The sequence below is a fragment of the Elongatibacter sediminis genome (assembly GCF_037892215.1).
Classification (GTDB): Bacteria; Pseudomonadota; Gammaproteobacteria; order Xanthomonadales; family SZUA-36; genus Elongatibacter; species Elongatibacter sediminis.
This window is the reverse complement of record NZ_JAZHOG010000009.1, coordinates 133,883-148,835: the sequence shown is the minus strand read 5'-3', so window position 1 is coordinate 148,835 and position 14,953 is coordinate 133,883. Positions and strand designations below refer to the sequence as shown.

The 14,953-nt window shown below is 62.8% G+C and carries 13 protein-coding genes; 7 read left to right on the top strand and 6 right to left on the bottom strand.

Features of this window, described 5'->3' with window-relative positions:
- Nucleotides 1-151: 151 nt before the first annotated feature.
- Nucleotides 152-586, top strand: coding sequence for a hypothetical protein (locus V3330_RS13915; protein ID WP_354696043.1), 435 nt, complete (start codon nucleotides 152-154; stop codon nucleotides 584-586).
- 46 nt (nucleotides 587-632) lie between these two features.
- Here V3330_RS13915 and cmoB read toward each other — a convergent pair whose 3' ends face one another.
- Together cmoB and cmoA are read right to left on the bottom strand one after the other, a co-directional pair.
- Entirely contained in the window at nucleotides 633-1,616 is a 984-nt protein-coding gene (gene cmoB / locus V3330_RS13910) for a tRNA 5-methoxyuridine(34)/uridine 5-oxyacetic acid(34) synthase CmoB (RefSeq protein WP_354696042.1), read from the bottom strand.
- 10 nt (nucleotides 1,617-1,626) lie between these two features.
- Nucleotides 1,627-2,355 (bottom strand): carboxy-S-adenosyl-L-methionine synthase CmoA, encoded by a 729-nt coding sequence (gene cmoA, locus V3330_RS13905; RefSeq protein WP_354696041.1) that lies wholly within the window; start codon nucleotides 2,353-2,355, stop codon nucleotides 1,627-1,629.
- Nucleotides 2,356-2,538: 183 nt separating this feature from the next.
- On the opposite strand from cmoA, the gene glyQ reads away from it, so the two are divergent.
- The 3 genes from glyQ to V3330_RS13890 are packed head-to-tail and all read left to right on the top strand — an operon-like array spanning nucleotide 2,539 to nucleotide 6,004.
- Entirely contained in the window at nucleotides 2,539-3,432 is an 894-nt protein-coding gene (glyQ, locus tag V3330_RS13900; protein ID WP_354696040.1) for a glycine--tRNA ligase subunit alpha, read from the top strand.
- The gene (gene glyS / locus V3330_RS13895; RefSeq protein ID WP_354696039.1) at nucleotides 3,425-5,518 is read left to right on the top strand and encodes a glycine--tRNA ligase subunit beta; all 2,094 of its coding nucleotides are present in this window, start codon (nucleotides 3,425-3,427) and stop codon (nucleotides 5,516-5,518) included. The genes glyQ and glyS overlap by 8 nt, the downstream gene beginning before the upstream one ends.
- Nucleotides 5,519-5,521: 3 nt before the next feature.
- Nucleotides 5,522-6,004: a hypothetical protein gene (locus tag V3330_RS13890; protein ID WP_354696038.1), complete on the top strand. Its 483-nt coding sequence runs from the start codon at nucleotides 5,522-5,524 to the stop codon at nucleotides 6,002-6,004.
- Between the two features lie 25 nt (nucleotides 6,005-6,029).
- Here V3330_RS13890 and gyrB read toward each other — a convergent pair whose 3' ends face one another.
- The 4 genes from gyrB to dnaA all read right to left on the bottom strand — a co-directional run bounded on the left by gyrB (nucleotide 6,030) and on the right by dnaA (nucleotide 12,337).
- Nucleotides 6,030-8,432 (bottom strand): DNA topoisomerase (ATP-hydrolyzing) subunit B, encoded by a 2,403-nt coding sequence (gene gyrB / locus V3330_RS13885; protein WP_354696037.1) that lies wholly within the window; start codon nucleotides 8,430-8,432, stop codon nucleotides 6,030-6,032.
- Nucleotides 8,433-8,553: 121 nt separating this feature from the next.
- Nucleotides 8,554-9,612 (bottom strand): DNA replication/repair protein RecF, encoded by a 1,059-nt coding sequence (recF, locus tag V3330_RS13880; protein WP_354696036.1) that lies wholly within the window; start codon nucleotides 9,610-9,612, stop codon nucleotides 8,554-8,556.
- Nucleotides 9,613-9,638: 26 nt separating this feature from the next.
- Nucleotides 9,639-10,742, bottom strand: coding sequence for a DNA polymerase III subunit beta (dnaN, locus tag V3330_RS13875; RefSeq protein ID WP_354696035.1), 1,104 nt, complete (start codon nucleotides 10,740-10,742; stop codon nucleotides 9,639-9,641).
- A gap of 281 nt (nucleotides 10,743-11,023) precedes the next feature.
- The gene (gene dnaA, locus V3330_RS13870; protein ID WP_354696034.1) at nucleotides 11,024-12,337 is read right to left on the bottom strand and encodes a chromosomal replication initiator protein DnaA; all 1,314 of its coding nucleotides are present in this window, start codon (nucleotides 12,335-12,337) and stop codon (nucleotides 11,024-11,026) included.
- 284 nt (nucleotides 12,338-12,621) lie between these two features.
- Here dnaA and rpmH point away from each other — a divergent pair, with 284 nt between their 5' ends.
- From rpmH to yidC, 3 genes are all read left to right on the top strand, one after another.
- Complete coding sequence (rpmH, locus tag V3330_RS13865; RefSeq protein WP_354696033.1) at nucleotides 12,622-12,756, top strand: 50S ribosomal protein L34; 135 nt, start codon at nucleotides 12,622-12,624, stop codon at nucleotides 12,754-12,756.
- Nucleotides 12,757-12,837: 81 nt separating this feature from the next.
- Nucleotides 12,838-13,191 carry a ribonuclease P protein component gene (rnpA, locus tag V3330_RS13860; protein WP_354696032.1) on the top strand — a complete coding sequence of 118 codons (354 nt, stop codon included), beginning with the start codon at nucleotides 12,838-12,840 and terminating at the stop codon, nucleotides 13,189-13,191.
- 25 nt (nucleotides 13,192-13,216) lie between these two features.
- The gene (yidC, locus tag V3330_RS13855) at nucleotides 13,217-14,953 is read left to right on the top strand and encodes a membrane protein insertase YidC (RefSeq protein WP_354696031.1); all 1,737 of its coding nucleotides are present in this window, start codon (nucleotides 13,217-13,219) and stop codon (nucleotides 14,951-14,953) included.

The following is a 14,953-nucleotide window of genomic DNA, read 5'->3' as shown; positions in this document are numbered from 1 at the left end:
TCTACACATTCCCTCCGCATCACGAACCCAGAATAGCTCCCGACTTCCCGCCAAACACCGCATCCGCGGATACCGGCGAGAGGCAGTTGCAACCGGTGGCGGCAATGTCCACCACCGCACGGTTTGATGCTTACCAGCAAGGAGATGGATGATGACACGATTGACCCGACTTTCACTGACCCTGTGCCTGTTCACCCTGGCCCTGGTGGCCGCTGGAACGGCCTCCGCGCGGCCGCATGGCGACGGTCACCGCGGCTTTCCGCCCAGTGCCGAACAACAGGTCGCCCGCATGAGCGAGGCCCTGGATCTCGACGATGCTCAGTCCGCCGAGCTGCTCGTGATCCTGCAGCACGCCGAGATCGAACGAGAAGAGCTCCGCGCCAACATGGAAGAATCGTTCAAGCCGGACATCTGCGCACTGCGCGCCCAGACCGCGGAGGAAATCCGTTCGGTGCTCAACGCCGAGCAGATCGCCCAGATGGAGGAACACCTGGAACGCCGCGCGGAACGCGCCGAGAAACGGGCCGAGAAACGGGCCGAACGCCGCGGCCGACCGGGACCGCCCTGGCTGGAATGCGAGGACTGACCGGAACCTTTTCAACCCACTCACCCGGCCCTGCGGGGCCGGGTCCTTAACGCCAGGCCGTTACCAGCGCCCGAATCGGACCCGGATGCCCCTCCACGGTCCGCACCGGCCCGACCCCGGGCCGGCCTGTTTGAGGCGGCTTCTCCAGCGCATCGGAAAGGGACTGGAAGCGCATCCATTCCGTCGAGCGCTGCTCAGCGGGCGTGGTAGCGGTCACATCCGCCACGTCCACGTCGGCGAAGCCCGCCTCCGCGACCCACCGGGCCAGCCGCCCGACCCCCGGGACCGCCCACACGTTGCGCATCCGCGCATACCGGCCTTCAGGAACCAGCAGTCCATCCGGCTGATCACCGGGCAATACCAGGGTTTCCAGTACGAGCCTGCCACCCGGCCGCAACAAGGCCCGCAGCCGCCGCAGATGCTCCGCCGGATCTCGCCGGTGGTACAACACGCCCATGGAGAACACCGCATCGAAGCCCGCCTGTCCGGACGGAAGGTCCTCCACTTTCAGTGGCAGAACATAATTCGGGAGCACACCCGCGAAATGCCGGCAGGCCAGCCACTGCATGACGTATACCCAGGTCGGATCGATGCCAACCACCTGCCTCGCCCCGGCGCCCAGCATGCGCCAACCGAAGTAGCCGTTGCCGCAGCCGATATCCAGCACCCGGCTGTCCGTCAGATCGACGTGGGCACGGACCCGGTCCCATTTCCAGTCCGAGCGCCACTCGCAGTCGACCGGCACACCACCGAGTTCCAGCGGACCCTTCCGCCACGGATGCAGCTCCATCAGAGTGCCGCGCAGCGCCTGTGGATCGGCCACGGGCGTGCCCAGTCGCGGCGCCGGTCGATCCGGCGCGGCCGCCGGTTCGGTCTCCGGCAGCGCTGCCAACGCCTGCACCCAGCGGGCGCGATCGCCGTGGCGGCATCCGGCCCATGCTGCCTGCGCCCGATCGGCTAACTCGTTCACCCAGGCGTCACCATCACCTTCCCGCCGCAGATGGGCCAGGGCGTCGGCGAATGCGGCCACCGGTCTGGTTTCAGCGGAAAGCAACGTAAGCGGCGAAATTGAAGGCCTGGAAACACCGGTACGCCCGGGACCAGCCGTTCTCCAGCAGGCGTTCGATGTGCCGGGAGCCGGTATCCGGCCGCAACACCCGCTCCAACGCATCCCGCTTGCGCGCGATTTCCAGCTCGGAATAGCCGCGGGCGCGTTTGAAATCATGGTGCCATTCCACCTGCTGCCGGTGTTCCCCGGAATCGTCGAAACGGATTTTTTCAGTCAGCAACAGGATTCCCCCGGCACGGGTGCCGGAGGCGATGCGGGCGAGCAAGCCGGCCCTGAGACCCGGCTCCAGGAACTGCAGGGTGTAGTTCAGCACACTCATGGAGGCATCCTCGACGGGCAGATCGCAGATGTCGCCCTGCACCACGTCGACCGGGCTGCTGCCGCCATCTTCGTCCAGCAGGCTGCGGCAGCGCGCCACCATGTCGGCGGAGCTGTCGGCCGCCACAAAATGAACGTCGCGATCCCCCACCGCCGCCCGCATCGCACGGGTCGCGCCGCCCAGTGAACAGCCCAGGTCGTAAACCCGGCTGCCCGCGGCCGCGTGCCGGTGAGCCAGCAGGGCCGTCAACTGAAGCATCAAACCGTAGCCGGGCACGGAGCGTTCGATCATGTCGGGAAACACCCGCACGACCCGGTCATCGAAGACGAAGTCGCCGGCTGGAGCCCCCGGGCCGTCGAACAGGCGATCGCGATCGCTCATGCCCGGCACCGCCGGTTCGGTTCGACCCGGCCGGTCCGCGGAAACCGGCGGGTGGACGGAATGAAAGCTGAAATTCGGAGTGCTGCGGCGCGCATGGGCGCCATGGTACCCGATCGTGTTCGCACCTTCTGTCGGCGCAGGCCATTGTCTATACTAGGCGGCTTCACGAAGCTGTGGATCCCCATGACGTTTCAGGAGTTCATCAAGCAGCTGGACGCCTACTGGTCCAGCCAGGGTTGCGTGCTGGTGCAGCCGCTCGACACCGAGGTCGGAGCGGGTACCTTTCACCCCGCGACGTTTCTGCGTTCGATCGGTCCCGAACCGTGGAGCGCGGCCTACGTGCAGCCCTGCCGCCGGCCCACCGACGGCCGCTACGGCGAGAACCCCAACCGCCTGCAGCACTACTACCAGTACCAGGTGGCGCTCAAACCGTCACCGGACAACATCCAGGAGCTCTATCTGGGTTCCCTGTCGGCCGTGGGCATCGACCCCTCGATCCACGACATCCGCTTCGTCGAGGACAATTGGGAGTCGCCCACGCTCGGGGCCTGGGGCCTCGGCTGGGAAGTCTGGCTGAATGGCATGGAAGTGACCCAGTTCACCTACTTTCAGCAGGCCGGCGGGCTCGAATGCCGCCCGGTTCTGGGGGAGATCACCTACGGCACCGAACGCCTCGCGATGTATCTCCAGGGCGTTGACAGCGTCTACGACCTGGTCTGGACCGATGCGGGCGGCCGGGTGGTCACCTACGGCGAGGTGTTCCTGCAGAACGAGGTGGAACAGTCCCACTACAACTTCGAGCACGCCGATGTTCCGTCCCTGTTCGGCTGGTTCGACACCTGTGAGAGCGAGGCCCGCAAGCTGGTGGAGCTCAACCTGCCCCTGCCGGCCTACGAGCAGGTGCTCAAGGCTTCGCACACCTTCAATCTGCTCGACGCCCGGCGCGCCATTTCGGTAACCGAGCGTCAGCGCTACATCCTGCGGGTGCGTGATCTCGCCCGTCAGGTCGCCGAAGCCTACTACGCCAGCCGTGAGTCCCTGGGCTTTCCGGCGCTGAAGGAGGCCGCCGGTGCCTGAATCCACAAGCGCCACCGCGAGCGCGGACCTGCTGATCGAAATCGGTTGCGAAGAACTTCCGCCCGGCGCGCTCGACGCGCTGAAGGACGCTCTGTTCAGCGGGGTCTGCGAGGGGTTGGCGAATGAACGCATCACCTTCGATCGTCCGTCCAGTCACGCGTACGCCTCGCCTCGGCGCCTTGCCGTGCTGCTGGGCTCGGTATCTGCCGCACAGCCCGACCAGGACCTCGAAAAACGCGGTCCGGCAGTCACCGCGGCCTTCGACGACGACGGCAGGCCCACCGCGGCCGCCGAAGGTTTCGCCCGCTCGGCCGGTGTGGCGGTAAGCGATCTCGAACGGCTCGAGACCGACAAGGGTGCCTGGCTGGTGGCGCGCACGCACCAGGCCGGCAAGCCGCTGGCCGAAGTGCTTTATCCGGTTCTGGAGCAAGCGCTGCGCCGCCTGCCCGTCCCGCGGCCGATGCGCTGGGGCGACCACGATTTCAGCTTCGTGCGGCCCGTTCACTGGCTGGTGGTCCTGCACGGCTCGAGCGTCGTTCCCGGCCAACTGCTCGGCCAGGTAGCCGGTGCCCGCACCCGTGGCCACCGCATTCATGCACCCGGTCCGCACCCGGTTCCCGAGGCTGGCGCGTATCTCGACACCCTGCGCGACGCCCGAGTGCTGGCCGACCCGGACGAACGCCGTGAACGCATCCGCGATCAACTGCTCGCCGCCGACCCTGCCACGCGCATCGAACCGGCGCTGCTGGACGAGGTCTGCAACCTGGTCGAGTGGCCGGTCGCCATCGCCTGTACCTTCGACGCCGACTTTCTGGCCGTGCCGCACGCCGCCCTGGTCGCCAGCATGCAGGACCATCAGAAGTTCTTTCCGGTGGCCGACGCGGAAAATCCCGACGCCGTCACCCACCGTTTCGTGGCCATCGCCAACCTGGAATCGACCGAGCCGGCAGAAGTCCGGGCGGGATTCGAGCGGGTGATTCGGCCCCGGCTGGCCGATGCGCGCTTCTTCCTGGAGCAGGACTCCAAACACCCACTCGACGCCCTGGCGCCGGCGCTCGACAAAGTCGTATTTCAGAAGAAAATAGGCACTATTGGCGACAAATCGAGGCGTATTAGTGAAATTTCCAAGATTTTAGCGGGAAAATTAGACGTGGATGCGGCAGCCGCCGAACGCGGCGCCAGGCTCGCCAAGTGCGACCTCATGTCGCAGATGGTCGGCGAGTTTCCGGAGCTCCAGGGCATCATGGGACGCCACTACGCGCTACTGGCCGGCGAGCCGCAGGCCGTCGCCGATGCCATCGCCGATCACTACCTCCCGCGTTTCGCCGGCGATCGCATCCCTTCGTCGGCGACCGGTCGGGTTGTCGCCCTGGCCGATCGGGCTGACACCCTGGTCGCCATTTTCGCCGCCGGCCTGCGACCGACCGGCAACAAGGACCCCTTCGCCCTGCGGCGCAGCGCCCTGGGACTGGTTCGGATTCTTCTCGAGGCCCGCATGCCACTGGCGCTCGATCGCCTGCTGGCGCTGGCCGCGAACGGCATCAGCGCACAGGGCGTCGAGGTTGCGCCCGGGCTTCTGGCCGACGTGCGCGACTTCATCATTGAACGGGCCCGGCAGCATTTCCGCGATGCCGGACACCCGGCCGAGCGCATCCAGGCGGTACTGGCCTCGAACTGGACCACCCTCGGCGATCTCGAGGCCCGCCTCGAGGCACTGGCCCGGTTCATGGACGAGGACGCAGCGCAAAGCCTGGCAGCCGCCAACAAGCGGATCAGCAACATCCTGAAAAAGTCCGATTCAGAAGATAATGGCAAGATAGACGAAGATATCCTCATGTTAGCGGAGGAAAAGGAACTCTACGAGCAAATCGTGCTGGCCGAGCAAGCCGTTGACCCCCTCCTCGAAGGCCGCGATTACGGGGCCGCACTGGGCCAGTTGGCGCTTCTGCGACCCGTTGTGGATCACTTCTTCGATGCCGTCATGGTCATGGACGAAGACCCTGCTCTGCGGCGCAACCGGCTGGCGTTACTGGCCCGCCTCAAAGGACAGTTCGATCGCATTGCCGACCTCTCGGTCCTGGGTTGATCCATGCCCGCCGTTCGCCTCTTGCTGATCAGCCGCGACGACATCCTTCGGGATGTGGAACGCGGTGAGGCCGAACCGCTGTTTCGCCGTCTGGCCGGGCTGACCCGCCAGGGGTTCCACCTGCTGGCGACGGCCCCGCAACCGGAAAAGTGGAGCGGGGAACACGGCAGCCCGGACGATGCACTGCTGGGGCCGGACAGTATCCGAAAACGGCTCCTGGATGTGGGCGGTAAGCTCGACGGGGTGTACTACGTGCGCCGGTCCCTGCTGACCCAGAAGCGCAACCGGCAAGATGCCCTGAACGACATGCTGGAACGCTACGGTGCCAGTCCAGGCAACTGTACGTTATTGAGTTCCAAGCGGAAATACATGCAGACCGCCATCGAAATGGGTATCAACGGCATTCAACTGAGCCGCGATCTCCGGCTGCTGGAAGCGCTGGCGGGATTTGGTGAAGAACCGGACAACCCGACCCGGGATTCATGAGCCCGGGTGAGTGCCGGGTGCCGGCTCAGACGTCGAGATTGGCGACGTCGAGCGCATTCTCTTCGATGAAATTGCGCCGCGGCTCCACTTCATCACCCATCAGGGTGGTGAAAATCTGATCAGCCGCGACAGCGTCTTCAATGGTGACCTGCAACAGACGGCGCGTTTCGGGGTTCACCGTGGTTTCCCAAAGCTGATCCGGATTCATTTCACCCAGGCCCTTGAAGCGCTGGATGGTGCGGCCCTTGCGGCTTTCCGCCATCAGCCACTCGTAAGCCTGGCGGAATCGCGCAATGTCGTGCTCGGCGTTGCCACGGACGATGCGGGCGCCATCCTGGATCAGGCCGTAGAGCACGTCAGCCAGGCGTCCGATCAGCCGGTATTCCGGTCCCAGGAAAAACTCCCGCGGTACCCGCTGTGACTTCGTGACACCGTGGGTGTGCTTGTCGATCTGCAGGTCACAACCTTCCTCGCCGCCAATAACCCGGATTTCATAGCGCACGCTGGCCGGACTCTGTGAGTTCAACCGGTCGGTCAGTCCCTGCGCCCAATCGGTCAGCTTGTCCGCGGCCCATTCCGGAGAAAACCTTTCAGAATCAATGATTTGTTCCAGGAAATTGGGATCGTAACGTTGCGCCAGACGGGTATTGGCCTGATTAACGGCCATGAAATCGCGCAGCAGTTGTTCCAGCGCTTCACCCTGCAAGGGGGGTGTTTCCGGCTCGAAGTACAGCGCGGCACCATCCAGAGCCCGGGCCAACAGGTAATCGTTGAGCTCACCATCGTCCTTGAGATAATGCTCCTGCTTGCCCTGTTTGATCTTGTACAACGGCGGCTGGCCGATATAGATGTGGCCACGCTCGATCAATTCAGGCATTTGGCGATAGAAGAACGTCAGCAACAGGGTGCGGATGTGCGAGCCATCCACATCGGCGTCCGTCATGATGATGATGCGGTGGTAGCGAAGCTTGTCCGGGTCGAACTCGTCCCGGCCGATACCACAACCCAGCGCCGTGATCAGGGTTCCGACCTCGGCTGAGGACAGCATCTTGTCGAAACGGGCTTTTTCGACATTGAGAATCTTGCCTTTCAGCGGCAGGATGGCCTGGTACTTGCGATTCCGGCCCTGCTTGGCGGAACCTCCGGCGGAATCACCCTCGACCAGGAAGATCTCCGATTGCGCGGGATCCTTCTCCTGGCAGTCCGCCAGCTTTCCAGGCAGCCCCGCCACGTCCAGTACGCCTTTCCGGCGCGTCATCTCACGGGCTTTGCGCGCCGCTTCGCGCGCGCGTGCCGCTTCAACGACCTTGGCTGTAATGGTCTTGGCTTCGGCCGGATTCTCGAGCAGAAAATCCTTGAGGCTGGTGGAAACGACCGATTCCACCACCGGTTTCACCTCGGAAGACACCAGTTTGTCCTTGGTCTGCGAGGAGAATTTCGGATCGGGGACCTTCACCGACAGCACCGCAATCAGGCCTTCCCGCGTGTCGTCACCCGACGTCGACACCTTGTCTTTCTTGGCTGCGCCACTGTCTTCGATGTAGTGATTGATGGTTCGGGTCAATCCGGCCCGGAACCCCGCGAGGTGGGCGCCACCGTCCTTCTGCGGAATGTTGTTGGTGAAGCAGAACACCGTTTCCTGGTAGGCATCGGTCCATTGCATGGAAACTTCCACGGTGATGCCGTTGTTTTCGGCCTGGAAATGCATCACCGTGGGGTGCAGCGGGTTTTTGTTGCGGGCCAGATGCTCGACGAACGAACGTATTCCGCCCTTGTATTCGAAAATATCGGATTTTCCGCTGCGCTCGTCGGTCAACTCGATGCGCACGCCGGAATTCAGGAAACTGAGCTCACGCAGGCGTTTGGCCAGTATTTCGTAGTGAAATACGGTATTGCTGAAAATCGAGGTGCTGGGACGAAACCAGATCTTGGTCCCGGTCATGTCGCTGGTGCCGGTTTCCGTCAGCGGTGCCTCGGGAACACCCAGATGATAAGTCTGACGCCACACACTGCCTTCACGCCGGATGCGTAACTGAAGTTCTTCGGACAGGGCGTTGACCACTGACACACCCACGCCGTGCAGACCACCAGAGACTTTGTAGGAGTTGTCGTCGAACTTACCGCCGGCGTGAAGCACCGTCATGATGACTTCGGCAGCCGAGCGACCCTCTTCCTCGTGGATGTCGACCGGAATGCCGCGTCCGTTATCTTCCACGCTGATCGCATCGTCAGCATGAATGGTGACCCAGATGTGATCGCAATGTCCGGCCAGAGCTTCGTCGATGGAATTGTCGACCACCTCAAACACCATGTGATGCAAACCGGTGCCGTCATCGGTATCGCCGATGTACATGCCGGGCCGTTTACGGACGGCGTCAAGGCCTTTTAAAACCTTGATATTCCTGGAATCGTAGTCGGATCGGGTCATATGTCTTCTGGCCCCTGGAGGGCGCTCCGTGGCTGTTTTCAGGCAGGCGGGCCGGGACTTCGCCGAGTCAGGCCAATGCCGGTCGTACGGGTGTGGAAGCGAGGTTTCGAACCAGCCGGAATTATACCATTTTCCGGAGGGCACCGTGTTCCACGTGGAACACCGTATGCGGATGTGCCACGGCCAGCGGTTCGACCCCGGTGACCCAGACCTGGGGCGCGTAGCGCACCGCGGTTTCCAGCACGTTCTCCAGATGCGGACCATCGAACTCCGAGGCCAGGTCATCCAGCAGAATGACCGGTGCCTGTCCCTCTTCCGCCAGCAAGCGAGCCTGGCTGAGCAACAGGGCCGCCGCCAGGGCCTTCTGTTCGCCGCGGGACAATACCGTCCGCACCCGTTGACCGTCACGCAGGATGGCCACCTCGGCACGATGCGGACCCTGGCTGGTGCTGCCCTGCTCCCGGTCCCGCTGGCGTGTCCTGCGCAGCGCCTCCAGCAGGGAATCCTCACGCCATCCGGCCTCATAGCTCAAGGCAATGTCCGTCAGAGCCGCCCGATCGTCTTGCAGAGAATCACCCACCAGCGCATCGAGGCGACCCACATACCGCGCGCGCATTTCACTCAGGGCCGATCCCGCGGCAGCCACCAATTCGTCCAGGCCGTCCAGCAGGCGTTCATCGTTCCCCCGCAGTGCCGCATTGCGTTGTTTGAGCGCCCGCGCATACCGGCGCCACCATTCCAGGTACTCGGGTTCCACGTGGAACACACCCCAATCCAGAAACCGGCGCCGCGCGTCGGGAGAGCCGGAAACCAGTTCGTGGCTGTTCGGCTCCATGAGTACCACCGGAAAGCCACGCGACAACTCGCTCAGAACCGTCACATCCTGACCGTCGCGGCGGGCTTTCCACTGCCGTCCGTCCCGCTCCAGCCCCAGTCGGTGTGATTCCCCGTCCCGGTCAAGCCCCAAAAAAATTCGAAAAACCCCCGATTCAGGGCCGATCAGTTCCTCGGACCGAACCGTTCGAAAAGACTTTCCCCGTGAAACCATAAAAACGGCTTCCAGGACGCTGGTCTTTCCCGCTCCGTTCGCACCGTGAAATACATTGACACGCGGATGCGGTTCAATATCCGCATCCGCGATATTGCGGAAATTGGTGATCCGCAGGTGAGTGATATGCAACTAGAATGAAACCCGACCGCTGGCGCCTACAATTTCAGCGGCATGACCACATGCCGATCCAGGCTTTCACCCAGCGCTGTGATCAGACAGGAACTGTTGGCATCACGCATGTCCAGCGCGACCCGTTCCGACTCCAGGGCATTCAACGCGTCCAGCAGATAGGTCACATTGAAGCCCACCGCCATCTGCTCGAAATCCAGTTCCGCTTCCAGTACCTCTTCCGCTTCTTCGTGCTGGGGATTGTGGGCGATGATTTTGATCACATCCCCACCCGCTTCCAGACGCACACCCTTGTATTTTTCGTTGGACAGAATCGACGCTCGCTGCAGGGCGTGAATCAGATCTCCACGATCAACCGTCATATTGCGCTCGGTACCCACCGGAACCACCGCCTGATAGTCCGGAAAACGACCGTCGATCAGCTTGGATGTCAACACCAGCCCCGCTTTGACCAGGCGGACATGATTCTTGCCCAGCCCGAGACTGACCGGGTCGCTGGTATCGGTCAGCATCCGGGCCAATTCCAGTACCCCCTTGCGGGGCACGATCATCTGCCGATCCTGACTCACTTCGACTTTGCCATCGAGGTCGCAGACCGCCAGCCGATGCCCGTCCGTGGCGACCGTTCGCAACTGACCGTCCTTGAATTCAAACAGCAAACCATTGAGGTAATACCGAACGTCCTGGTTAGCCATCGCGAACGAAGTTTTGTCCAACAGCCGTTTGAGTGCCTTCTCCTCCAACTCGACCGATTCCAGGCTTTCCACCTGGTCGGTCGCCGGGAACTCCGTCGCCGGCAAGGTGGCCAGCGTGAAGCGGCTGCGCCCGGACGACAGCATCAACTTGTCACCGTCGAGCGAAACATTGATGGCCACCCCATCCGGCAGCATGCGGACAATATCCAGCAACTTCCGCGCGGGAACCGTGACCTCGCCTTCCTGGGCGACTTCGGCTTCACCGTTCGCAATCAGTTCGACCTCCATATCCGTTCCGGTCACAGCCAGTTGACCTTCCGACTTCGCCTGGATCAGGAAGTTGGCCAGCACAGGCAGCGTTTGCCGGCGCTCGACCACACCGATCACCTGGCTCAGGGGATGCAGGAAGGTTTCTCGCTTGATGCTGAATTTCATGGACGATTCCCGTCTGTGATTATTAAGGTTTTAGATCTATAAAACAGTAGTAGTAATAAGCGCAGTGGATAACTCGAGAAATCCCTAAAAGCTCTTATTTTTCAATGGATTATATAATTATAAACCCTGTCCGTAACCAGTCCGCCATCCTGTGGATCACCTGTGGATGAATCGGTGAACGAATTTCATACCCGAGTTATCCACAGCTCTTACAGACTTATATCACCCATTTGTCCCCGGCTTCGCCCGGACTGATGTTCACCCTCGAATGGCGGGCCGGCTCATGCGGTCAGCAGGCGAACCAGCTTGGCCTTGTCTTCACGAATTCTTCCGTCCGTGGAGCACAGTTCCTCAATTCTACGACATGCGTGCAAGACCGTGGTATGGTCGCGGCCGCCGAAGGCCTCGCCAATTTCCGGCAGGCTGTGCTCGGTCAGTTCCTTGCTCAAAGCCATTGCCATCTGGCGCGGCCGCGCGATGTTCCGCGTTTTGCGCGGCGACAACAGGTCCGCGACCCGCAGGTTGTAGTATTCCGCCACGGTTTTCTGCGTATTCTCGATGGTGATCAGGCGATCGTGCACCAGCAGCAGGTCGCGCAGCACTTCCTGGGCAAACGATTCGTTGATCGGCCTGCCGGTGAAGCGGGCGTTGGCGCACAAAGTGTTTAACGCGCCTTCCAGGTCGCGCACATTGGACCGGATGCGCCGGGCGATCAGCGAGGCCACTGCCTCGTCGAGCGCCACGCCCCGCTCCTGGGCCTTGTTCAGCAGGATGGCCACCCGCGTCTCGAAATCCGGCGGCTCGATGGATACCGTCAAACCCCAGCCGAAGCGTGAACGCAGCCGGGCTTCCAGCCCGTCGACTTCCTTGGGGTAGCGGTCACAGGTCAGGATGATCTGCTGCTGACTGTCGAGCAACGCGTTGAAGGTATGGAAGAATTCTTCCTGGGTGCGATCCTTGCCGGCGAAAAACTGGATATCGTCGATCAACAACGCGGCCGCCGAGCGGTAGTGTTGTTTGAAATCCTCGATGCTGTTGCGGCGCAGGGCCTGGATCATCTCGCTGACGAAGCGCTCCGAGTGCAGGTACAACACCTTGGCTTCGGGGTTGTGCTCGTGAATCAGGTTGCCGGCGGCGTGCAGCAGGTGGGTCTTGCCCAGGCCGGTGCCGCCGTAGAGCAGCAGCGGGTTGTAAGCCAGGCCGGGCTTCTGCGCCACCTGTTGCGCGGCGGCGTAACCCAGCTCGTTGGATTTGCCCTGGACGAAGTTGTCGAAGCGATAGCGGCTGTCGAGACCGGTATCGAACGCCCGGCGAGGCGGCACGGGCCCGCCGGTTTTCCGGGTGTCGGGATCGCGGCTGCTCAACACCTCCACCGCCACGGAGTCGCGTGAAGCACCCAGATGCTCGAAAATGTCGCGGATTCGTTCGAGGTGATTCAGGGCGATGTAGTCACGGACATAGCCATTGGGTGCGAACAGAACGGTCTGCCCCTTCGATGAACGGGGTTGCAGGGGCCGGATCCAGGTATTGAAGTCTTCGGCGGGGAGCTCGCGCTCCAGGTGCGCCATGCAGGTTTGCCAATGATTCTGCGCCATCGGTTCAGGCGAAACAGCAGGTCGGTTCGGTCGATTGCATGGGTCAACAGGTACCACAAACACGCCGGGGGGCGACAAGTCTAGCGCGCTGTGGATAACTTCGCCAGACGGTGGCCCGGTGTACCCGCTGAACTTGTCGCAGACCGCGCGGGCAGTTACAATTCGCCTCTTGTGCCGAACGTCTTGCGAAGCGCTGTTGCGCACGCCGGGACGGGCGCTGTGGCCGGAACGACTTTTCCGGGCGGCGCCTTGGAAGGCAAGAAGGAACCAGAGGACAAGCCGACATGAAACGTACCTTTCAACCCAGCCGACTCAAACGGGCCCGGCGTCACGGATTTCGCGCCCGCATGGCAACCCGCAGCGGTCGCGCCATCATCGCCGCACGCCGCGCCAAAGGCCGCAAGCGGCTGAGTGCCTGACGATCCGGTAAGTCCGGTAAGTCAAAGCACGCAGCGGCAAGCGCCTGATACGATCGCCCTGCGTGAGGGACGGCAACCCGCATGACCCTGCCCCGCCGGTCCCGGCTGACTTCAGCCAGCCAGTTCAGTCAGGTATTCCGCCGGCCGGTGGTTTCGGCGGACGGGTGCTTCAAGGTGCTCGCGCGCGTCAATGAGAGTTCGTGCTCCCGGCTCGGTCTGGCGGTGTCCCGCAAGGTCGATCCCCGGGCGGTCCAGCGTAATCGGCTCAAGCGCATCATCCGGGAGAGTTTCCGCCGGCACTATACGACCGGACCGGACCCTCAGCCGGCCGACTTCGTGGTCTTGCCCCGCCGCGCGGCGGTCACCATATCGAATCAGATTTTGCGCGAACACCTGGAGCGCCACTGGGCGCGAATCGACCGCCGACTCGGCTAACCGCAAGCGTTAACAGGCCCTGAACATGGCAAATCTCCGACCCGTATTACTCATTGGACTGCTGGTTCTCGGTGGCATGCTGTGGGTAGAGTGGCAGAAAGATTACGGACCGCAGTTCGGCGCGCAACAGGCCGCCCCGGAAGCACCGGCGGCCACGGGTAGCGCCACGGTCTCGGCCGACGGTCTGCCTTCCGTTCCCGGGGGCGCATCCGACCTGCCGCCGCCGGACGCCGCTCCGGTGGTTCCCGGCGATGAAGCGGCCAGCCAGACGGCTGACGGAATGTCGGCATCGAGACCCGCCAGCGGAACGTCACCCAGCCCGGTGGTGACCGTGCGTACCGATGTGCTGGCCATGGAGATCGACCTGGTCGGCGGTTCCGTGGTCAGCGCGCAGTTACTGAACTACCCGGTGACCCTGGAACAGCCGGAAAACAAGGTGCAGCTGTTGCGGCGCGCGGGACCCCACCTGTTCATTGCGCAATCGGGACTGTTGTCCGAAAGACCCGCACCCAACCACACGACGACCTACCAGGCCGAGCAACGGGAATACGTGCTGGCCGACGGTGCCGACGAACTGCGCATACCCCTGAGCTGGACTTCCGGCGACGGGATCCGGGTGACACGAACCTTCGTGCTGCGCCGCGGCGCGTACGAACTGGCCGTGCACGACCAGGTGGAGAACCAGTCAGCCACGCCGTGGACGGGCAGCCGATACGACCAGTTGCAGCGTTCGATCACCGACGAGGACACCGAGCGTACGTACACCAATCCGGGCACCTATTCCTTTACCGGGATCGCGTTCTACAGTCCCGAGGACAAATTCGAAAAAGTCGCGTTCGACGACGTCGCCGACGACCCTTTCAACAAGACCTTCAGTGGCGGCTGGCTGTCGATGATCCAGCATTATTTCTTCGCCGCCTGGATTCCGCCAGCCGATGTTACGGTGGCCTACTCGACCCAGGAGATCGCGCCCGACGGCTGGCCGCGCTACCTCGCGCGCGCGGTCGCACCGGCGCAAACCATCCAGCCCGGCGCACGCGGAGAATTCGTCAGCCGGCTCTATCTCGGGCCCAAGCTGCAGGAAGAACTCGAGGAAGTCGCCCCGGGGCTGGAACACACGGTCAACTACGGCATTTTCACGGTGTTTTCCAAGCCGCTGTTCTGGCTGCTGTCGCACATCCACGCGCTGGTCGGCAACTGGGGCTGGGCCATCGTGCTGCTGACCGTGTTGATCAAGGCGGCGTTCTTCAAGCTGACCGAAGCCCAGTACCGTTCCATGGCGCGCATGCGCAAACTGCAGCCGCGCATCGAGCAGCTCAAAGAGCGCTACGGCGATGACCGCCAGCGCATGAGCCAGGCCATGATGGAGCTGTACAAGAAGGAGAAAGTGAACCCGCTTGGTGGCTGTCTGCCGATACTGGTGCAGATTCCGATCTTCATCGCGCTGTACTGGGTTTTGCTGGAATCGGTCGAGTTGCGCCAGGCGCCGTTCGTGGGTTGGATCCAGAACCTGTCCGTGCGTGATCCCTACTTCATCCTGCCGGCACTGAATGCGGGCTTCATGATCGCGACCCAGCGCCTGACGCCGATGGCCGGCATGGACCCGCTCCAGCGCAAGATGATGAATCTGATGCCTGTCGTGTTCGCGGTGATGTTCGCGTTCTTCCCGGCCGGCCTGGTGCTGTACTGGGCGACCAACGCCGGATTGTCGCTGGCCCAACAGCTCTACATCACGCGCAAAATCGCCGCCGCGGACAACTGA